Below are 21,391 nucleotides of genomic sequence, written 5' to 3' on the forward strand. Positions count from 1 at the left end.
ATTGCCAATCAGCAATGAAACGATGACAAAGACAATGCTGCTAACCCCAAGACACAAGTCTATTGCCACACTTTTTGATGAAAATTTTTGGAAATCTTTTTAGGGTGTCGCATTGTCAAAGTCAGGAAAATCGGGTGATGCGGTTTTCGCTTTTCAAATCGTAGAACAGACCCAATTGCAAATTATAACACGGGTTAAAACGTGTGAAAACAAACTTACTTATATATTTGCTTTCTGGCATGGTATTACCTAATGAAAACGTTTTCTTATCAATAGCTACGGTGTTAAAAGGAATAGGCTCGAATTGAAAATTCAGGTTGGCTATCAGCCCAATATGCTTATATGAGGGAGTCACAGCTTTAAGACCTACCATACAATATAAACTTATCATTTTGTCATTTTCGATATAGTAAACCGTATTTCTGTTTTTCGGGGAATCAAACGAGCCATCGAATCGCGAATACACACCTCCTCCTCCGATAGTATACGCCAAGTACGAATTAAACCAATAGCAATATTTGCCACTTATATAATAAGGGAAACTTTCATCATCGCCCGTTGGCGCATATAAACCAGCTTCAAGTTCAAAACCACTCCGCTTTTGCGCCATAACTCTACCGGAAACAAGAAGAATAAAAATCAACAAGAAGACATATATCCGTAACATAAGATTAATTCGATATTTGTTCCGATAATAAAGCTAATAGATATGAAAGACAATTTGCTGAAAATATAACATATTTTATGTAATTTTTTCATAAAAATATTAGAGTTTATATTGAATAAAACATTATAAGCTTCATTTGCACTGTTTTATAATCTCGTCATTGCGAGTCGGAACCCAATTTTTTTGGCACAATGTGTATATGACAGAATGCTAAATCGCTACATTTTTGATATGTTGAATATATTTTTATTTCACTCATTATCAACAGTATATAAAAATCTGTCATTGGTAGGGCGATAGCCCGAAGCAATCCAGTGGTACCACCAACGACCCCAAAAGGGTAGGACTGTTAAGTTCTCCATGTTTTTGATTACCCTGATTACCCACAGAGAAGACACTGAGGTATATTTTAACTAAAATGTAACAAACTTCAGTAAACAGTAAACAGTAAACAGTTAGCAGTCAACAGTCAACAATTAGTTACAAGTTATTGTCGCTTCGCGCCATTTGCTCATTTTCAAATTTTCAAATTCGCTAATTTTCACTGTATCTATAGATAAAACCAGCGCCAGACAATGTTTCATTCTTCATGTTTAATTTTTGGCTCCGCCGATTTTGCCTCGCCTTCGCTTCGGCGATTGATAATTCAATTCATTCTTCACTTTTTTGATGCGTTTGCCCTGATAAAAAGCCGGAGATATTTTATTCATTCTGAAATAAGAAGTAACTTTGTAGCCTTTAAAGAATGGGCTATGGATTGGGGATAAAATAGATCTTTGATTACGGAAAAAACTGAAATGAAAATAGCGGCATTAGTATCGGGAGGGGTAGACAGTTCTGTAGTTGTGCATCAACTCAAAGAGCAGGGATATGACCCAACGATCTTTTATATTCGTATAGGTATGCAGGACGAGCAAGGCTTTATTGACTGTCCTGCCGAAGAAGATATTGAAATCACAACATATATAGCTAAAAAATATGGTTGTAAGATGGAAATTGTTTCTTTGCACGAAGAGTATTGGGAAAATGTAGTCAGTTATACTATCGATGCGGTAAAGCGTGGCCTGACACCCAATCCTGATATGATGTGCAACAAACTGATCAAATTTGGCTGCTTTGAGCAGAAGTGGGGACACGAATTTGATAAGATAGCAACAGGACATTATGCCACTACAACAGAACTGAACGGAAAGACGTGGCTCTCTACAGCGAAAGACCATGTAAAAGACCAAACTTATTTCCTCGGCCAGATCGATTATTTACAGGTATCGAAGCTAATGTTTCCTATCGGCGATCTATTGAAGAGCGAAGTGCGTGAAATTGCGGCGCGTGAGGGATTGCCTTCTGCTCAAAGAAAAGATAGCCAGGGTATTTGCTTCTTGGGGAAGATAAACTATAATGATTTTATCCGTCGTTATCTAGGTGTACGTACAGGTAAGATCGTGGAACTGGAAACCGGAAAAATTCTGGGTAAACACGAAGGCTACTGGTTTCATACCATCGGGCAACGCAAAGGATTAGGCTTGAGCGGAGGGCCATGGTTTGTGATCAAAAAAGATACGAAACGTAATATTATCTATGTATCTAATGGTTACGATCCGGAAACTCAATATGGGAATGTTGTGAATCTAGCCGGTTTTTCTTTCATCACCGAAGATATATGGGGTGACTTTGAAGGTTCGCGTAACGTTACATTCAAGATACGTCATACACCGGAATTTACAAAAGGACGGATAGAAAAAATTGGCGATATCTACCGCATCTATTCGGATGATAAAATACAAGGTATAGCTGCCGGACAATTTGGGGTAGTTTATGATGCCGGATCAAAATTGTGTATTGGCAGTGGTATGATTGCCAACGAAGAATAGTCAGGTCAATTTGCCAATGGCGCGACAAAAACTTATAACTTATCACTTATAACTTATAACTTATAACTCATAACTCATAAACCCATGTTCCTTTTTGAAGATTTAGCGCAAATACAACTCGTTGATATAATAGAGATTTTAGGTACTATTGCATTTGCTATCAGTGGTATTCGTTTAGCATCGGCTAAGCGATTCGATTGGTTTGGCGCCATTGTTATTGGATTTGTAACAGCTACAGGAGGTGGGACACTTCGCGATTTATTATTAGACGTCTCTCCTTTCTGGATGCAGGCAAGCCGTTATATTTGGTGTACATTGCTTGCATTTATTATAGTTCTCTGTTTCAGAAAATATCTGGTTCATCTCAACAATACCATATTCTGGTTCGACTGTATAGGGCTAGGATTGTTCGTTGTAGTAGGATATGAAAAAGCTATGGCTTTAGAATACCCGGTTTGGGTGTGTGTGTCGATGGCTACTATAACCGGTATTGTCGGTGGTATGGTCAGAGATATTCTGATTAACGAAGTTCCGATTATTTTTACACAGGAATTGTATGCCGTTGCTTGTATTTTAGGCGGAATATTGTTCAGTGTGCTGACTTATTTGCAGGTGGACTTGGTCATTACAGAAATAGCGACAGCCGTATTTGTTGTCGTTGTCAGGGTTATTGCTACAAGATACCATTTAAAACTTCCGGTACTTAAAGGAGAAGACTGATGTAAAGAGACAGGTAAATCAGCTGTCAAACTCGCTTTCCAGGTCTTCCAGTTCTTTTTTTATTTGTTCCAACCTGTTTATAACCTGTATTTTGCGGGTTTCTTCATCCCGTTTTTGCTTGAGCGTTTGTCTGGCGCCTTCCAGGGTCAATCCTTTTTCCTTGACCAGATGGTACACGATTGCAATATTTTCAATATCATCTTTTGTGTATTGACGGGTTCCACCTTCTGTTTTTCGTGGATTAATAATGTCGAATTCGCTTTCCCAAAAGCGCAGCAAAGACTCATTTACATTGAAATGAGCAGCAACTTCCTTTACGGAATAATATAGACGATTACTCTTTTCGAAATCTATTCTCATTATTAAACTTATTGTTGACTGCTCACTGTTGACTGAAATCAATCCATTACCTGTCCGTGATTAGCCGCTATTTGCAACATTTTATCATATTCTTTAGGGCTCAGATCCATAAAGTAATATTTAGCAGGGTTGTCCGGCTGTCCTTTTACTTGTACCTCGTAGTGAAGATGCGGTCCTGTTGACTTTCCTGTGTTTCCCACCTCTCCGATAAGTTCCCCACGTACAACCTTTTGTCCTGCCCGGACTTTATATTCATTCAGGTGGGCATAAAGAGTTTCATAACCGTATCCATGATCGATAATAATACATTTACCGTATCCCTGTTTCCAGTCGGCAAGAGTTACTGTTCCATCAGCAGTAACATATACCGGAGTTCCGACGTTTGCACTAAAGTCCATCCCCGCATGAAAACGAGCAGTACCATAGATAGGGTCTATGCGCATACCATATCCCGAAGCCAGCTGTTTCAGGTATCTGTCCGGTACAGGTTGTATACTTGGTATATGTTTGAGCCGGTCTTTCTGTGTTTTGGCCAGTTCCAATACTTCATCGAAAGAGTTGGATTGTATATATATTTGCCTGGAAATATAATCCATTTTCTTGGAAGTCTGTATTATCAGGTCTGCGCTCGATAATTCTGTCAGATAATCGTACCGGCTGGCTCCCCCCACCCCTGAACTACGGATAGATAAAGGTATGGGGTCTGCGTGGAATATGGCGCGATATAGATTATCGTCACGTTGTTGTATATCTTTTAAAACATTTGCAGCCTCATTCATGCGTCTCGAAAGTAACTCGTATTGAGCATCTTTCAGTTTATCCTTCTTCTTTTGCTCTTCTCCCCATGGAGTCCCTACAAAATAAATAAATGCGATCAGAGCTCCGATACCGACAATGATACCTGATATGAGATGCCGGAAAACAGTGAAGATTTTATCCTTCAGGCTAGGATAAATTCTTTCATATGTGAGAATCTGTGGATTGTATCGGTAATATACCTTGCGCTTCATTATTTAAAATCGTGATAATTATAGCCACGAGTTCAACAAAAGTAAAGTTTTTGAACTATTTTTGCAAATTGAAAAGGCTAATCTGTAAATTAGAAAATGTGAAAATTGGCAAATTATCAATAAAACAATCAGGAATTCGTTTTCAAATTAGCTAATTCCCAAATTTACTAATAAAAAAATATGATGACTTCCAAAGAGATCCGAGAATCGTTCAAATCGTTTTTTGCTTCTAAAGGGCACCAGATTGTAGCGTCTGCACCTATGGTTATAAAGGGTGATCCTACTCTAATGTTTACGAACGCGGGTATGAATCAGTTTAAAGATATTATACTGGGTAATGCCCCTGTAAAATATCCGCGCGTCGCGGACTCTCAAAAATGCCTTCGCGTAAGTGGAAAGCATAACGACCTGGAAGAAGTAGGACACGATACATATCATCACACCATGTTCGAGATGCTTGGAAACTGGTCTTTCGGAGATTATTTCAAAAAAGAAGCGATAGAATGGGCATGGGAGTATCTGACCGAGGTGCTAAAACTGGATAAAGATCGCTTGTATGTTACCGTTTTTGAAGGAAGTCCGGAAGAAGGACTTAGCAGAGATGATGAAGCGGCCGGATATTGGGAAAAATATTTACCCCAAGAAAGGATTCTGAATGGAAATAAGAAAGATAACTTTTGGGAAATGGGTGATACAGGCCCATGCGGCCCTTGTTCGGAGATACATATAGATATCCGTTCTGATGAAGAACGGGCAAAAATAGATGGAGCTACATTAGTAAATAAAGATCCGGATGTGATAGAAATCTGGAATCTTGTGTTTATGCAATATAATAGAAAGGCTGATAAATCATTAGAACCTCTTCCTGCGAAAGTGATCGATACAGGTATGGGATTTGAGCGTCTGTGTATGGCTGTTCAGGGGAAAGTATCGAACTATGATACCGATGTTTTCCAAACTATAATTAAAGCCATTGCTGAATTGACCGGATATAAATATGGGCAAGACAATAAAACGGATATTGCTATGCGTGTGATTGCCGACCATGTTCGTACTATTGCATTCTCTATTACTGACGGACAACTGCCATCGAATGCCAAGGCCGGTTATGTGATCCGCCGTATTCTTCGCCGTGCTGTACGCTATGGTTACACATTCCTTGGTCAGCACAAATCATTTATGTATAAGTTGATTCCTGCATTAATAGAAACTATGGGGGATGCTTATCCGGAACTTGTCCAACAACAGACTCTGATAGAAAAAGTGATGAAGGAAGAGGAAGAATCTTTCCTTCGTACACTTGAAATCGGTATCAAATTATTGGATAAACAAATTGCTGATAGCAAAGCTAAAAATTCTACTATATTAAGTGGAACAGATGCTTTTACTTTGTACGATACATATGGTTTTCCCCTCGATCTGACAGAACTTATCTTGCGTGAAAATGGAATGAAAGTCGATCAGAAAGGCTTTGACGCAGAAATGCAGAAACAAAAAGATCGTGCCCGTAATGCTGCTGCTGTAGAAACCGAGGACTGGGTTGTGCTGAAAGAAGGCAATACAGAGTTTCTAGGATATGATTTCACAGAATGTGAAACAGAAATACTTCGTTACCGTAAAGTAAAACAAAAGAATAACGAGTTCTTTCAGATTGTGCTTAGTCAGACTCCGTTTTATGCAGAAATGGGTGGTCAGGTAGGAGACAGCGGTTGGCTGATTCACGATGAGGACAAAATAGAAATAACAGATACGAAACGCGAAAATAACTTGGCCGTACATCTGTCCAAAAAGCTACCACAAGATGTGACCGCGACATTCATAGCCTGTATCAATACTCATAACCGTACTGCGACAGAATGTAATCATACGGCTACGCACCTGTTGCATGAGGCTTTGCGGGAAATACTGGGTACGCATGTAGAACAAAAAGGATCTTTTGTTTCCCCTTCTGTTCTTCGTTTCGATTTCTCCCATTACCAAAAACTGACAGATGAGGAGATACGTAAAGTGGAGCGTCTTGTCACCGCTAAAATCAGAGAAGATATATCCCGTGTCGAAAACCGTCATGTTCCTATTGAAGAGGCTAAGATGATGGGTGCAATGGCTCTCTTCGGTGAAAAATATGGAGATGATGTACGTGTGATTCGCTTTGGCGATTCAGTCGAGCTTTGTGGGGGAACTCATATTTCTTCTACCGGCCGTATAGGTTCGTTCCGCGTTATCAATGAAAGCTCTATTGCTGCCGGTATACGCCGCGTAGAGGCCATTACGGCTGAGGTATGTGAAGATTATTTCTATACGCAACAGGATATACTGACAGAGATGAAATCTTTACTGAATAATGCTCCCAACCTGGCGCAAACCCTTCGCAAGTTCTTTGAAGAAAACAGCGACCTGAAAAAGCAAATGGAAGAGTATGTAAAGGAAAAAACTGTTCAGATAAAAGAATTGATAATAAAGAAAAAGCAAATAGTCAATGGTGTCGATGTCTTTGTATTAACAAACTCCGTTCCCGCGGAAATAGTGAAAGATATTGCATTTCAGATCAAAGGCCAGTTTCCCGGCAATAGCGTATTTATAGGAGCTACCAATGCCGAAAATAAACCTCTGCTTACAGTTATGCTCAGCGATGATCTGGTAAAGGATCATGGCCTGAATGCTGCTCAATTAGTCCGGGATGCTGCTAAACATATTCAAGGAGGCGGTGGAGGCCAGCCGCACTTTGCCACAGCCGGAGGTAAGAATTCTGAGGGCTTATCAAATGCTTTAAACGAAATTATAAGTAAGATAAAATAAAGTACTCTATTAAAAGAGGGTGTGTCAAAAGGTCTTTCATACGTCATCGCGAGGGCAATAGCCCGAAGCAATCCAGTGGTACCACCCCAGCCCTCCCCGAAAGGGAGGGAGTTTCAAGGGAGGCTTTTCCCCCTCCGTTAAAGTAAAGGGGGCTCCATTTTGTTCGCGATGACGAGTATAGTGAAGTGTTCCGTCATTGCGAAGGCTTGTCCCAAAAATCCCCCGATGGAATGAATTTCGGTTGCCCTGGAGTGATTACCAGATTCTTGTTTTCACAAATCCTTTTAGTGTCCCCATCCCTATAGAAACACCTGTGCGTATGAAGAATTGTTCTTTTCCGGCTGTGACATTAAAATCGTAACCTGCTTTTACGAAAAAGAATTTGTAATCAAAATATACGTTTGGGGTGATAACAATACCATCTTCACCATGCCTGAAATTGAAAAGATATCCTGCGTCGCACCCTACAAGAAATGTACATTTATTACTATTGAAAAGCGATTCGCTGAGGAATGATGTTAATTGTATAGGTTTAATATTTAATCCTGCGACAGGAGAACTTCCTCCGGTGTAGTCTATTCCGCTCGATACAAAAGAATTTAAAGGGTTCTTTTTGTGCCAAACGGGGAAAGAGGCGCCGGCTGCAAACTGGAAATCATTTCCTTTACCTTTGGCGTCGGCATATTGGATTCCGGCGCCAATGAATTGTGCCGAACAAGCAAGAGGTAGTATTAAGAATAGAAGTATTATTTTTATTATTTTTATTATTTTCATTTGTATCGCTTGATTTATATGCAAAAATACGGTTTATTTTCTGAAATCAAATAAATAGTAATTTCAGAAAACACTGGAAACCCGCTGAACTATATTCTCAGGAAAATAAGAAAGGTTGCCCTTCAGCAACCTCTCTTATAGTATTGTTTGGATAAAATTATACTCCTTCTATTTCATTCAGGTTTTCATCTATCGCTTCAATTTTTTTCACCAATAAATCCAACTCATTCTTAAGGTTTTCAATTTTATTATTTACATCCTTTAATAGTCCACTGGCTCCTTTTGATGAAATAGACAAGAAATTCATATTATTTTCATATGTCTGAAGATCAGCTTTCACCTTATTGTATTGATGTAGCAGATGATCCCGTTCTTTATACAGGGATCTTTTTGGATTATCCTGCTTTGATAAGTTATCTTTAATATTCGATTTAAACGACTCAAACCTGCGTTCGGTTTTATCCATCTTGAGCCTGTCATAGTGTGCATCTACTGCTTGATGGAACTCTTTGTATATCTTATCTTTTTCTTTGAAAGGAACAAATCCTATATTGTGCCATTCGTCGGCCAGCGCACGAACTGTAGTTAACAGCACAGATGGTTCCAAAGTTTGATCTACATTTTTAATTTTTTCTATGATTTCTTTCTTTGCGGTCAAATTGTCCAATTCCTCAGTTTTTTGAGAGGATTCGTTCTTTTTCTTTTGTTCAAAGAAATAATCACAAGCTGATACAAATTCTTTCCATATAGCGTCGGAATATTTTCTGGGTACAGGACCTATTGTTTTCCATTCCTTTTGTATAGAAATTAGTTTGTCGGCTGTCGATTTCCAGTCGGTGTTATCTTTTAACTCCTTTGCTTGCTCACACAAAGCGCGTTTTTTATTCAGATTTACGTCCATTTCGTCTCTGACGCCTTTGAAAAATTCACTTTTCTTTTCAAAGAATGTATCGCATAAAGCACGGAATTCCTCAAATATCTGGTTGTTTACCTTTTTAGGAACAAAGCCGATAGTTTTCCATTTTGATTGAAGTTCTATCACTTCCTTACTTTTTCCATCCCAATCTTTGAAGGATGTAAGCTGACTGTAGTCGATGGCTTTTAGTGTTTCGCAAATTGAAGTCTTTGCTATCAGATTATCGTCTTCTTTCCCCTTGAGGGATTCGAAATGTACTTGATAGTTTTTGTTTATGGCTGTAGATGCATTTTTGAAACGAGTCCATATTTCTTCGCGTAGTTCGCGTGCCACAGGTCCTATCTCGCGCCATTGCTGGTGAAAGTTCTGTAACTGGTGAAATGCGGATACAGAATCAGGCTCTTCTATTAGTTTTTCTACAGATTCACAAATCGCTGTTTTAAGTTCGAGATTCTTTTTAAAGTCATAATCGCGGAATTCGTTATTGATTTTAATCAGATCATAGAACTTTTCTGTATATATCTGGTACGATTTCCACAATTCTTTTTCTTTCGATTGGGGTACCGAAGTTATTTCGTTCCATTTTTGTTGTAAGTCTTTAAACTCCTTGTACAGCTTATTGAAATCGTCGGAACTTTCGGTCAGATTCTTTATCGAATCTATTATTTGTAACTTTTTATTATAATTATCTTCTTTTTGTCTTTCTTCTTCGGCAACCAAATTTGCCCGTTTTTCCTTAATGTCGTTGAGGAATGTTTTCAATACATCTTCGCTAGGATCGGGGGTTGGAATAAATGCGTCAGCTTCATTCCCGGCTTCAATAAATTCGACTTTTTGGACTTCTATATTGGCAGAACGTAATTTGTAAAATGCTTGTTTAAGAGATTCTACTTCTGAGCGTGAAGGGACACCCGGTTGAGATGACAGATTTTTTAATTTTTCTATAATCTCTTCCTTGGTCAAAGGGGATACATTCTTTGACGAAGGTTCTGGAATGGTCTCAGGCTCTGTAGATTCACTCTCTTCTGGATTCACATCTGTATCTTCAATCTTTGCGAAGTTTTCGGTCGTTGTTTCAATTTCAGTTTCTTCGATTATTGCATCGTTTTCTTCAACATCCGCAGGTACTTCGTCTGCTGCTTCGACGTCAGCTACTTTAATTGTTACAGCACTCTCTTCAACATTTGTAGATTCGATATCTACGTTTTCTTCTTTTGTTGATTCTACGTTTGCTCCTTCAGATAGATTATTCGCAGGCAATTCTGGATTTAGGTTCTCGTTCATATAGTTAGTTTTTTTGTATACGGGCTTACCCGGTGCTTTTCACTTTGCACGGCAAATTAATGATTTTTTTTTGTTATTTCAACTATTTGGCGGTAGCTTTTTTCAATATTATGCTAATAATAGCTTTTTATTGTCACGAATTTCGTCCTTTTTCTCTTTGTTTCCGTTTTTCTTCAGCCTTTTTCTCTTTTTCTTTTCGTTCTTGTTCTTTTTGACGTAAACGTTCCTTTTGCAAACGTTCTTTTTCTCTTCTTTCAGCCTCTTTTTGTTTGCGGGTATCTTCTTTTGCCTTAAGAATAGCTTTGGCTTCGTTCTTTTTCTGCTGTTCTTCCAGTTTACGTTGTTCTTCTTTTTCTTTTTGTACTGTTTTTATTGAATCTTGCACTGCTTTCTCAGCTTTTGCAATAGAGTCGTTCTTTGCTTTTTCGGCTTTCTTTATAGAATCTGTATGGTTTTTTTCAATGGCCTTTAATTCTTTTTCTCTTTGTTTACGTAGTTTTTCTTCCTCTTTCAAAGCGGCTTTTTCTTCTTTTGTAAGATTTTCTTTATTCTTACTGAATAGGCTTTTTATTCCATCAACAGGATTATTTATAATGTTTTCTATTCCTCCGATTACTTTACCCGCTTTTTCCAACTGGTCTTTCGATAGAATGTCATCAGCTGTTACTTCTTTTTCATTTGCAGGTTGTTTTGTTTTTTCATCTTTAGGTTGTTGATCTATAGGCCTAACCGGTTTAATATTTGTTTGAGCCGGTAGTTCCGGTTGCTCTTCTTTTTCAGGTTCTACTTTTTCTTTCTCAGGGGATTCCGGTAAAGTTTCAATATTATATTTGCCCTCTTCCCAATAAGAAACCAGTTGAGGCAATAGGTTGTTATAATGCTCGTTAAAGAATTTTATATACTGCTCCAAACCAAGTTTGGGCATGACTGTTGTATAGTTCTCTACCGAAATAGGAACGATAAAAACAGATGGATCAATGTTTTGGATCAGCTTATTCTCATTAAAGGCTTTAGTCAGATAAGACCTTATAGCTGCAAAAGATTCAAAGCCTTTTACCTGTAATACATCATATGGAGGATCAGTGTCGAAACTCAGGTCAAAGGTTTGTATCACGTAGTTAGAAAAATTATAATCGGCAACCTGATAAAGTAGATCGTTGCGGTCGATAGTTTTTGGTTTGAACATGTACAGAAGAATATATGGCACGTCCAATGTATCCGAATATTGCAGGATTTTTCTTGCTCCTGCTTTTGTTGTGTCACTACTTGCATACGCTTTATCCCAATTAAAGTCTGTTATTGGGGAACCATCGGATAGTATAAGCTTACCTTCTTTCACTCTATTTAATATTTCACTTGCTAAAGGTGTAACATCAGCTTTCGGATAATCTTCCGTCAAAGAGGTCAGGTTAGTCATCAGTCCTCCGGCATCGCGGGTCTGGGCGTACGTAAGAGCGTTTAACAGCGTGAAGTTAGGCATCAGATCAGTAAATGGATATTTAGTTTTCATAGCCTGATAATTTCTCCTTACAGTTTCAATATCAGCTTTGCGATATGCCTCATATGCTTCGTTGTACAGAGAATCCTGCAAGTTTGCCATATGCTTGAAATTCCATACGTAGTCCGGTTGTGACAAAGGTGTCGCGTATCTTCCGTCAGGAAACTCAGCCAATAATTTTGAGCGATATAAAGACATCATATTATCATTCCCTTCTTGCATGTATATAAGTAATAGTTGATAATATATTTCTTCTAAATTGGGAGTGGAAGGAAAACGCTTTATGTCTGTATTAAATGCATCTATGGCCAGTTCCATATTGGCCAGTTTATCTTTATATATTTTACCCATATTAAACAGGGCATTTTCTATAAGTTCGTCCGATTCCCTTATGGCTTCGGATGTCAGGGGAAGTTGTTGTAAATAATAATCGACTGAATATATGTCCTCTGATACAGGAACTTTGTTTTCCGGCTGTTTGGCTAATGTGCTGTCCGGTTTGTTCGTATCACTTTCGGTTTCAGCCATAAAGGTGTCTCCCATTCCGGAAGAAACTTTATTTTTTCTACGCCAATCATCTTCGAGCTTTCGGGTTCCCCATTGTTGTTGAAATGCAATTTTACCCTGAGCTACAGCCTGATCATTATAAAAATAAAAAGAGTCTCCGGAGCCGCTTTGGATCGGCCCTGTTGGGATAGCAGTCGTTGGAGGCTTAGATAAGGACGATTCTATATCTCCCCACGAAGATATGTTGCCAGCCCGTTCTTCGATACGTTTTTGTGTTTCTTCTTCTTTCGCTTTTTTTTCTTCTTCCTTCTTTAACGCGGTGATCTTATCGTTTATTATCGCTAGTCGTTCTTCTTCCGGTAACCCGGCAAGATGTTGTAAGCTATCCTGTTCTTCAACAGTCTTTACATGTACCACCAATTCATCTAAAACATCAGAACGGAGAGCTACCCGTGGGTAATCTATATGATTCTTGGTTAGCTGGGCCAATGCTTCGCTATAGCATGGTTGAGCCAAAATAAACTCACGCTGTTCAAAATATATATCGCCTAATTTTACTTGGCTTATGGCCTTGTCGTAACCATTCCGGGTGCTTTCCTTGATTGCTTTCTTGTAATTTTCTATGGCATTTAGAGTATCGGATTTCTCTAAATATATATTTCCCGTAATATAATATACTTGATCCAGATACTCTTTATTCTTCGGGCTTTTAGACATTTTAGTCAGTTGGCTGAGAGCCTTTGTTTTTCCGGGTGTATCATCTAATTGAATTTGTTGCAATTGGGCATTGAAGGAATACTTGTATGGGGTACTCATTCCTTGGACAGAGGCGAAAGCCTTTTCTGCTTTAACCCGATCTCCTAAACCTGCATACAATTGTCCTAAAAGATATTTCATCCGGAGTTTCCGGTGTTTATCTTTTGTCTTTTTTATGGCTAGTTCGATATATGGTATAGCAGCCTCATACTCATTGTTATAAACCAGATAGTTGGCTTTTACCAGAGAATATAATCCAATATGCTTATCAGGAGTACCTCCTGCAAGTTCCATTTTGTGTAATATATTTCCTGCTTCGTACATCCAGCCCATTTCGGTATATGCGCGCGCTATCCAAAGCTGGCATTCAGCCACTATTTCGGGTTGTGAACTGTATATTTTGGTAACATAAAGAAAGGTAGTGATAGCCTGCAAATAATCTCCTTCCTGAAATTCGGCTTTGGCGAGCAACAGCCATACAACATCCATGAATGGGGTATATTCTTTTTGTTGTAGCCACGCCTGGTATTCGGAGTCGTTTCGCCTGTCGGGATCTTTTCTCGGCTTGGTTTTTATAGAGTGCAACTTTATGGCTTTTGTCGTTTTATCTATCGTAGTCGCAAAACCACCGGATGATGACTTTGTTGAAGATGAATCCGAATGTTGAGGAAAAATATAAAGTATTTGGGACAGATTTTCTTCCCGGCCTTTTTCTTTAGCCTCCAATGCTTCTTTATACGCAATTTCAGCATTGTAATGTATATTGTAACGTGTGTTTATGGAATGGTAAAAACGATTCACAGCCGTGTTCTTTTTATTAGAACAGGATGAAAAAAACAGAGATAAAAAAACAACACTGACTAAAAGTACCAGTGCGTGGATTAGATTATTTTGTGACACGTTTCGAAACAGTCTGATTCTATTATAAAAACACAAAAATAAGCAATTTATTGTTTTTCCATCAATTATAAGCGAAAAGTAAGGATATCGAAACCCTGAAATAATGCTATTTATACATTTTTTCGCGCAGAGCTTTTATCTCGTCTGAAGTTATATAGTCGTCATAATCTATGATTTTGTCTATAGTACCGTTCGGTGTAAGTTCTATCACCCTGTTACATACGGTTTGTATAAACTCATGGTCGTGTGACGACATCAATATATTACCTTTTAACTGAATAAGCGTATTGTTGAAAGCCTGTATCGATTCCAGGTCGAGGTGGTTTGTTGGGGAGTCCAGAATCAGACAATTGGCACTCTTCATCATCATACGGGCTATCATACAACGCATTTTTTCCCCTCCCGAAAGTACTTTTGTGTTTTTAAGCACTTCTTCACCCGAAAACAACATTCTTCCTAAAAAGCCTTTAATATAAATTTCGCTCGTATCGTCAGAAAACTGTGATAACCAGTCTATCAGGTTTAAGTCGTTCTTGAAATAATCGCTGTTATCCAATGGCAAATAAGCTGTAGTAATGGTTTGTCCCCAACTGAATGTGCCTGCGTCAGGTTTTGTATATTCGTTGATGATTTCGAAAAAGGCAGTCATGGCACGCGGGTCTTTCGACAGGAATACCACTTTGTCGTCTTTCTCTATATTGAAACTTACATTGTTGAATAATACTTTACCCTCGATAGATTTACTCAAGCCGTTAACTTCAAGTATTTTATTACCGGGTTCTCTGTCGGGGCTAAAGATAATTCCCGGGTATCTTCTTGATGAAGGCTTGATCTCTTCGATATTAAGCTTTTCGATCATTTTCTTACGGCTGGTAGTCTGCTTCGATTTTGCAACGTTTGCACTAAAGCGGCGAATAAATTCTTCCAGTTCTTTTTTCTTCTCTTCGGCTTTTTTGTTTTGTTGTTGTTGCTGACGAAGGGCTAGCTGGCTGGACTCGTACCAGAAGCTATAGTTTCCTGCAAACATGGATACCTTACCGAAGTCGATGTCTACTGTATGCGTACATACAGAGTCGAGAAAGTGACGGTCGTGTGATACTACTAGCACAGTATTCTCGCAATTCGACAGGTAATTCTCCAGCCACATTACTGTTTCTATATCAAGGTCATTGGTAGGCTCGTCGAGTAGTAAGTTGTCAGGGTTTCCGAAAAGTGCACGAGCCAACAAAATGCGTACTTTTTGCTTTCCGCTCATGTCTCCCATTATCTGGTAATGCAGGTCTTCGGAGATACCAAGCCCGCTAAGCAACATGGCGGCATCGCTTTCGGCGTTCCAGCCTTCCAGTTCGGCGAATCGCTCTTCCAGTTCCGAGGCCCTGATGCCATCGGCATCGGAAAAGTCTTCCTTAGCATACAAGGCATCTTTTTCTTTCATAATCTCCCAAAGGATGCTATGTCCTTGTAGAACGGTATCCATTACACTCTGGCTATCAAAAGCAAAGTGATCCTGAGACAATACAGACAGGCGCTCGCCTATTCCCAGAGTGAATCCCCCGCTTGTAGCATCTTTTTCTCCACTCAATATTTTCAAGAGGGTTGATTTACCTGCTCCGTTGGCGCCGATTATGCCATAGATATTGCCACTTGTAAATTTAAGATTCACGTCCTGGAATAATACTCTTTTCCCAAATTGAATCCCCAAATTAGAAACTGTTATCATTATTGTTTTTTAGTTACGAATTATACGAAATGCCGGATAATATCCCATTATCCCGAATGTGGCGACAAAGGTACAAAATTATTGCTTTATTTTAAAACCAAGTGGAGGATATGTCAGGGCAAACTCTTGAAAATTGTATCTCCTTTATCAGTCAGTCCTCTCCGGTATCTCCCCGGTCAGGTACTGCTCGATGGCATGCGCCGTCGCATCTTTCAGGATTACATGCTTGAAGACGTCCAGCAGGTATAAGCACGGTATGGCCTTCAGGTCGTACAACCTTTCGCGGGACAGGGACTGCCCCTTATCGTACCCGTTCAGCCACATCGGGGGCATCTCCCCGGCATGCTTTTTCCATAAGTCCAGGTCGGAATCGGGGTAGATGGCCAGCACGTCCAGCCGGCCGGATAGCAACAGGCTGTTGATGATCTGCGACGAGGACAGGCTGGCGGCCGTCTCTTTACAGGCATGGCAATCCGGATTGTAGAAAAACAGGATCGTGTATTCCTTGTGCAGGCCGTATAGCCTGCCCTTTTTTCCATTTGCAAGGGTATAGGTTACATCTGTCGCCGGCGCTCCCACCCTGTTCTTCAGCAGCATCTCCAGCTCGAAGGCCGCCCGCTGCCTGTCCGCCGCGTCAGTAATGGTATCAGTTATTATATACCTGACAACCGGTATATAATACTCTTCATTGCGCATCGGGGAATTTGGGTCATACAGGTAATTTTTGTACAGTTTCAGAAAATAAGGGTACATCGTCCCTGTACTGTCTTCCCTGATGGCCCTGTCCAGCATGGCAGTGACCGAAACTTCCGCCTTTGCCCTGTCCGTATGGGAAAAGATGTCGAGGTAATCGGCGAACGCCTGTTCCGTAATCCCCGGCAAATGCACATAAGCCGTATCACTGAAATCAAAGTTATCCCAGTAATGGGCGACAAGGTATCCGGCGCGGTCTCCGGGCAGGGATAGCTCACCGGGTATGGACGGCAGGACGAACCGGCGGGGTGCATCCTCCCGGATGGCCTCCAGCGCTTCATCCTTGCCGGCGGGTTGCTTTTCACTTCCCCCGCATATCAGGAGGATGTAGATGATAAACCCGCACATTGAAACGGGGTAGATGATATAAATAAGGATTTTGGTAAATTTAATCATGCTTATCTTATTTTTACAATTAGCAAATTAGCTGATGAGCAAATTAGCCGATATGCTGATGAATTTAGCTTCCGCTAATTTACAATTTATTTCCGAATTTGCTAATTTGCTAACCGGTATATGTTTTTTAGCTAATTATGTCGGTAAATATATTTTATGTGTTTCTCAGTGGTACTATTTTTTCCGGCACATTGCCTCATTTTCAAATTCCCTCATTTTCAAATTTTCAAATCGCCTCATTTTCAAATTGGCTAATTTCCTTGCTCCATGCCAGTTTCCCGTATTCCCTGTTCAGGAAAGGAAACCGCTCCTGCGGGATATAGGTAGTCAGGCCTGAGTGCCGCGCGATGGCGAACCCGTGGTAACTTAACATAAAATCCGGGGTGGAAGCCTTCCATACCACCGCCTTGCCTATCAGCTCATGCAAGTGCTGCCGTCGCGGCTCACCATCCATCAAACCGGCGTAGTAATCCCCGAAATCGAAGAACAGCCTGTAAGCCGGGTACCGGTCGAAATGCTGTATGCCGCTGATGCCCCGCGCCGTCCCCGGGGTGGCGTTCTCCCTGATGAAGGAGGCTAGCGGTTCCAGTTCCGATGTCTTGATCACCGAGAAGGTAGCCGACCGCAAAACCCCGCTTTGCCCGTCGAAATAATCGAAGGCTTTGCCTGCGAAAGCCCGCAGGCCCTGTTCCCCTTCAAACAGGTTGCCCAGCGACCGCGGATAGATATAGGTAAAGCCCGGGGAGACGATCTCCGCGCTTGAGGCAAGGATGTATCCTGTTTTATCCTTCAGCTCGAAGGCCACTTCGATACCGGCCATAAAGCAGGCTTCGAAGACGATATAGTCGAAGGCGCCGTCGGGGATGGCAGCGGCGAAATCGATGATATTCATCCAGGAACCGCCGTCCGCGATAACCGACTTGGCCCCGGATTTGGGGTTCTCCAGCGTACCCGCGGGCAGCCACCCCGAAGCGTGGGAGAAGACCAGCAACCCGTAGCCGGCGGACGGGTAGAGCCGCCGCGCTTCTTCGATAACGGAGGCGAATACCCCGCTGTCCGCCGAATCGGCTTCATCGTATTGGTGGATCACTTGTACCGTGGGGTTGCCCGTATCGCTCCGCGACAATTCGAGGAGCCGGGGAGCGGCGTCCGAAGGGTCGTGGAAGACAAGCAGCTTCCCCCCGTCGCGGGCGTCCCAGCCCTGGCCGAGCGCTTCGAGCTTCGCGTAGCTTTCCCCCGACAGGTTGTTGTCGCCGCCCAGGTAAACAAGCAGCACATGCCGCGTGGCTACCGGTTCGTCTTTTTCACAGGAAAGGCAAAATACCAGGCAGGCTAACATCACCAGTACGACAGTCATCAGGCCCCCAAACCCCCCGAGGGGGGGCTTCCGGTTATCAATATTTAATGTATCTTTCGCGTTCTTCATTCTTCATATATTTTATAACACTGAGAAACACTGAGGTTCACTGAGACTAAAAAACTCAGTGTTTCTCAGTGTAACTATTTTTTCCGGCACATTGGCACATTCTCTCATTCCCTAATTTCCTCATTCCCACATTTTCAAATTTTCAAATTAATCTTTTCTTCATTCATAATTTATTAAAAAGAACCACGCGAGCTATCCCAACTCACGCGGCTCGAGGATCATGTTTACCGTGGATCCCGGCAATTGTTGAAGCGGCCACGGTATTTTGACCAGGACAGCTCCCGCTGCCGGCATTTGCTCGCGCGGACTTGCAATCGCGTAGCAAGAAAAAAAGTTGTTCTCCGAACAAGACACGGATCGGAAGTCCGCGTTAGCCTTGGGGACACGGACCGGAAGTCCGCGCCAGCCGGAGGTCGCTTGCCCGGGTGGAGATAAAAACGGGATACCGTTACTGTCACAGGCGGTACCCCGCAAACAAACTTTACAAAACTACATATAGTTTTTAGCTGTTAGCTGTTAGCTAATTTGCTAATTTAATTATGCGTCATATTCCTCCGCGCATGTAACGCACGGAGGAATGAAATCATATACGGCAGGCTATACGCTTCCCTTTACTTTTGGATACAGCGTATAGGAAAACCATAGGCACGAACCTCATTATATAGATCCGTAGCACCAGTAGTAGGGACGATGCCTAGCCTGCGGGAATTCGTATTCCCGTCCGATGTAGACGACCAATAGTATAATGCACGCCCGTCGATATGAAATCCACCAGAAGCATCACGGGTGCCTGAAGCCGGTATGTAGAGCGTTTGGCCCGCCTCGTCGCCGGGGATAAGCAAGACTTTACTATTATCGTGGAATTTATCCCTTGTGTAGGCAGTTCTGATCAAATTCAATTCCGCCGAACTCGGTATTCTCCATCCCGCCGGACAAGGGCCCTGGTCATTAGGCGGCGACCACAAAGCGTTGGCGTCAGCCTGGGTAGTAATCGTACCGTCTACAATTAACCAGTTGGGGCTTGTTTCGCGTATTACTGCGATCCAGTTATTCGCGAACGGTCCGTTAGCATTGGCAAGAGTAACAGGGCCTGCAACCATATCACCGGTGGTTCCGGGTGCTGCACCGTAATTGCGTCCCCACTGGTAATAATAACCCATAGCAGCCAGATCAAAAGTCGTAGCATCCATCTTATTGCTGGCGCCTACATTGACAGGAGCCCAGTATTTACCCTTAAACAAGACAGGCTTATAAGACGTGGAAGGAAAGTTGGGCACGCTGACAATAGAGACCTTTTGAGAGATGCCTGGGTTTGTTGCGTCGGAAACAGTAATGACCGCTTTTACCGGAGCGTTGCCGGTATACTGAGGCAGATAGATAGTATAGGTTTGTTCGTAAGCAGCGCCATCCGCGTAGGTCAACACGGGAGTCGGAATCAGATTATCGACCGCGACAGGAAATGAAGCTTGATCGTTGTACATATAGGTAATAGCGGCGGTTGTTCCGCGCAAGTCGAACGAACGGGTCTTAAATGTCAACGTGTCATCGACGACAGTAGCGTCGGTAACGTCATAGCTGTTGTTAGCGGCATCCAAAGCGCCGTCGCCGGTAGCAGTCAGGCCATATAGCGTGAATACCGAAGAGCCGGGACCTATCTCCACCTCGGAACCGTCATCCCAAGGATCGATTACAAGGCTCCATTCAATCTCGTTGTGGGCTATCCTTGTGGCTTTCAGGATATAACGGTAGTTGGCGTCGATGGCGGTTGTAGCAGGTACGGGAATCGTGTAGATTCTGTCTTCGACAGCCCCGCCGGTCGGAGGGGTAAATTTTCCCTTGATGGAAATGATTGTTTTACCGCTTTCCAGGCTGGTCGGATACAGGTAGAACACGCTTTGTACCGAGCCTGTGTTAGCTCCCGTCAAACCGGTGAAAACGATTTCAGGCAAGCTGCCTGTTTCGATGGTTTTGCCTGCGCCCGCCGGAAACAAGTATCCATTGAGATTGGCTTCCGATACCAGAATGCTCTCGATAGTGAAATTCGTCCCTGTCGGATTGCCGAGTTGTTGGTCATCGTCGACATTGGATACGTCGAAACGGGCGACGCGGCGTTTCAGGTGAATCTCTTTTTCGGCCGGCGTCACGGACAAGATTCTGGCTACATCCTGCTTGGCCGACATAATCAGCCCGTTGGTAGCCGACGGCATGATCAACGCCGTTTGCTTATCCGAAATCAGGTTTTCGAAATCAGCCTCCGGCATGCCGATCGTTACGCCGGTCAGCTCGGCCGATTTGCCTGTGTCCGTCAAGTCGGCGGGGATGGTACCTACGTTCCCCACAAAATAGAAAGTTCTCGGCCCGCTAAAGTTCGTCACATCGATGGTAGCAGCGCGGGTAGTCGCGTTATTCGCCCCGGTCAGGGTGATAGCTTCATCGGCTGCGGCCGCCCCGGTATGGTAGATTTTTTCCAGCTGGCCTCCGTTAAACATGTAGATGTGGAGGTCGTTCAGTACGTTTTCATTCGCGTTGGCGATGGTGGCATAGGTTACACTTCCCGAGGAAGGCAAAGCAAAGGTTATCTTACCCTGCTGGCCGATGATCTCATCGGAAACAACCTCATTCTCGTTGCTACATCCCGTGAATAACAGGGACACAGCCGCAAATAACATAAAGTTAAAAAGCTTTTTCATGTGTTGAAAATTTAGTTAAACAATATATATATAAAAACAGTAGTTAGTAGTTAGTAGTTAGTAGTTAGTAGTTAGTAAACAGTCGACCTTTTCGTCATTGCGAATTGAAAATCGGCGGAGCCAACAGGAGTGAAGCAATCCAGAGTATTGATTATTAATGGATTGCTTCGGGTAAACCCTCGCAATGACGTGCGACAGTCAGCAGTCAGCAGTCAGTAGTCAGTCGACCTTTTCGTCATTGCGAATTGAAAATCGGCGGAGCCAACAGGAGTGAAGCAATCCAGAGTATTGATTATTAATGGATTGCTTCGGGTAAACCCTCGCAATGACGTGCGACAGTCAGCAGT

General features: G+C 42.0%; 13 protein-coding genes. 3 read left to right on the forward strand and 10 right to left on the reverse strand.

Translation table 11 applies throughout. The features are described from left to right. Window positions 1-121: 121 nt before the first annotated feature. Complete coding sequence (locus ACYPZI_RS13395; protein WP_459602431.1) at window positions 122-667, reverse strand: hypothetical protein; 546 nt, start codon at window positions 665-667, stop codon at window positions 122-124. A 797-nt stretch (window positions 668-1,464) separates the two neighbouring features. Between ACYPZI_RS13395 and mnmA the strand changes: the two genes are divergently transcribed. Together mnmA and ACYPZI_RS13405 are read left to right on the forward strand one after the other, a co-directional pair. Further along, window positions 1,465-2,538: a tRNA 2-thiouridine(34) synthase MnmA gene (gene mnmA / locus ACYPZI_RS13400; RefSeq protein ID WP_459602433.1), complete on the forward strand. Its 1,074-nt coding sequence runs from the start codon at window positions 1,465-1,467 to the stop codon at window positions 2,536-2,538. A gap of 84 nt (window positions 2,539-2,622) precedes the next feature. Then, complete coding sequence (locus tag ACYPZI_RS13405) at window positions 2,623-3,258, forward strand: trimeric intracellular cation channel family protein (RefSeq protein WP_459602435.1); 636 nt, start codon at window positions 2,623-2,625, stop codon at window positions 3,256-3,258. Window positions 3,259-3,276: 18 nt separating this feature from the next. On the opposite strand, the gene ACYPZI_RS13410 is transcribed toward ACYPZI_RS13405, so the two are convergent. Beyond that, window positions 3,277-3,618 (reverse strand): MerR family transcriptional regulator, encoded by a 342-nt coding sequence (locus tag ACYPZI_RS13410; RefSeq protein WP_459602437.1) that lies wholly within the window; start codon window positions 3,616-3,618, stop codon window positions 3,277-3,279. 38 nt (window positions 3,619-3,656) lie between these two features. Next, window positions 3,657-4,628, reverse strand: a complete 972-nt coding sequence (locus tag ACYPZI_RS13415) for a M23 family metallopeptidase (RefSeq protein ID WP_459602439.1) — start codon at window positions 4,626-4,628, stop codon at window positions 3,657-3,659. Window positions 4,629-4,808: 180 nt separating this feature from the next. On the opposite strand from ACYPZI_RS13415, the gene alaS reads away from it, so the two are divergent. Further along, complete coding sequence (gene alaS, locus ACYPZI_RS13420) at window positions 4,809-7,424, forward strand: alanine--tRNA ligase (protein WP_459602441.1); 2,616 nt, start codon at window positions 4,809-4,811, stop codon at window positions 7,422-7,424. A 255-nt stretch (window positions 7,425-7,679) separates the two neighbouring features. Here alaS and ACYPZI_RS13425 read toward each other — a convergent pair whose 3' ends face one another. The 7 genes from ACYPZI_RS13425 to ACYPZI_RS13455 form a co-directional block, all read right to left on the reverse strand. Next, on the reverse strand, window positions 7,680-8,198 hold the full coding sequence (locus ACYPZI_RS13425) for a hypothetical protein (RefSeq protein ID WP_459602443.1): 519 nt from the start codon (window positions 8,196-8,198) through the stop codon (window positions 7,680-7,682). 157 nt (window positions 8,199-8,355) lie between these two features. Next, complete coding sequence (locus ACYPZI_RS13430; protein WP_459602445.1) at window positions 8,356-10,398, reverse strand: DUF349 domain-containing protein; 2,043 nt, start codon at window positions 10,396-10,398, stop codon at window positions 8,356-8,358. A 133-nt stretch (window positions 10,399-10,531) separates the two neighbouring features. After that, window positions 10,532-14,059 (reverse strand): type IX secretion system periplasmic lipoprotein PorW/SprE, encoded by a 3,528-nt coding sequence (gene porW, locus ACYPZI_RS13435; protein ID WP_459602447.1) that lies wholly within the window; start codon window positions 14,057-14,059, stop codon window positions 10,532-10,534. A gap of 106 nt (window positions 14,060-14,165) precedes the next feature. Beyond that, window positions 14,166-15,779: an ABC-F family ATP-binding cassette domain-containing protein gene (locus ACYPZI_RS13440; RefSeq protein WP_459602449.1), complete on the reverse strand. Its 1,614-nt coding sequence runs from the start codon at window positions 15,777-15,779 to the stop codon at window positions 14,166-14,168. Window positions 15,780-15,926: 147 nt separating this feature from the next. Next, window positions 15,927-16,928 (reverse strand): DUF5106 domain-containing protein, encoded by a 1,002-nt coding sequence (locus tag ACYPZI_RS13445; protein WP_459602451.1) that lies wholly within the window; start codon window positions 16,926-16,928, stop codon window positions 15,927-15,929. A 226-nt stretch (window positions 16,929-17,154) separates the two neighbouring features. Then, window positions 17,155-18,354, reverse strand: coding sequence for a clostripain-related cysteine peptidase (locus tag ACYPZI_RS13450; RefSeq protein WP_459602453.1), 1,200 nt, complete (start codon window positions 18,352-18,354; stop codon window positions 17,155-17,157). 611 nt (window positions 18,355-18,965) lie between these two features. Beyond that, window positions 18,966-21,008 carry an FISUMP domain-containing protein gene (locus tag ACYPZI_RS13455; protein ID WP_459602455.1) on the reverse strand — a complete coding sequence of 681 codons (2,043 nt, stop codon included), beginning with the start codon at window positions 21,006-21,008 and terminating at the stop codon, window positions 18,966-18,968. Window positions 21,009-21,391: the final 383 nt, after the last annotated feature.

This window comes from Dysgonomonas reticulitermitis (genome assembly GCF_054601275.1).

Bases quoted from the DNA above. Each gene is read 5' to 3' on its own strand.
- alaS (WP_459602441.1), top strand. From the start codon at position 4,809: ATGATGACTTCCAAAGAGATCCGAGAATCGTTCAAATCGTTTTTTGCT.
- ACYPZI_RS13430 (WP_459602445.1), bottom strand. From the start codon at position 10,398: ATGAACGAGAACCTAAATCCAGAATTGCCTGCGAATAATCTATCTGAA.
- ACYPZI_RS13395 (WP_459602431.1), bottom strand. From the start codon at position 667: ATGTTACGGATATATGTCTTCTTGTTGATTTTTATTCTTCTTGTTTCC.
- ACYPZI_RS13415 (WP_459602439.1), bottom strand. From the start codon at position 4,628: ATGAAGCGCAAGGTATATTACCGATACAATCCACAGATTCTCACATAT.
- ACYPZI_RS13425 (WP_459602443.1), bottom strand. From the start codon at position 8,198: ATGAAAATAATAAAAATAATAAAAATAATACTTCTATTCTTAATACTA.
- ACYPZI_RS13450 (WP_459602453.1), bottom strand. From the start codon at position 18,354: ATGAAGAACGCGAAAGATACATTAAATATTGATAACCGGAAGCCCCCC.
- ACYPZI_RS13405 (WP_459602435.1), top strand. From the start codon at position 2,623: ATGTTCCTTTTTGAAGATTTAGCGCAAATACAACTCGTTGATATAATA.
- ACYPZI_RS13440 (WP_459602449.1), bottom strand. From the start codon at position 15,779: ATGATAACAGTTTCTAATTTGGGGATTCAATTTGGGAAAAGAGTATTA.
- ACYPZI_RS13445 (WP_459602451.1), bottom strand. From the start codon at position 16,928: ATGATTAAATTTACCAAAATCCTTATTTATATCATCTACCCCGTTTCA.
- mnmA (WP_459602433.1), top strand. From the start codon at position 1,465: ATGAAAATAGCGGCATTAGTATCGGGAGGGGTAGACAGTTCTGTAGTT.
- ACYPZI_RS13410 (WP_459602437.1), bottom strand. From the start codon at position 3,618: ATGAGAATAGATTTCGAAAAGAGTAATCGTCTATATTATTCCGTAAAG.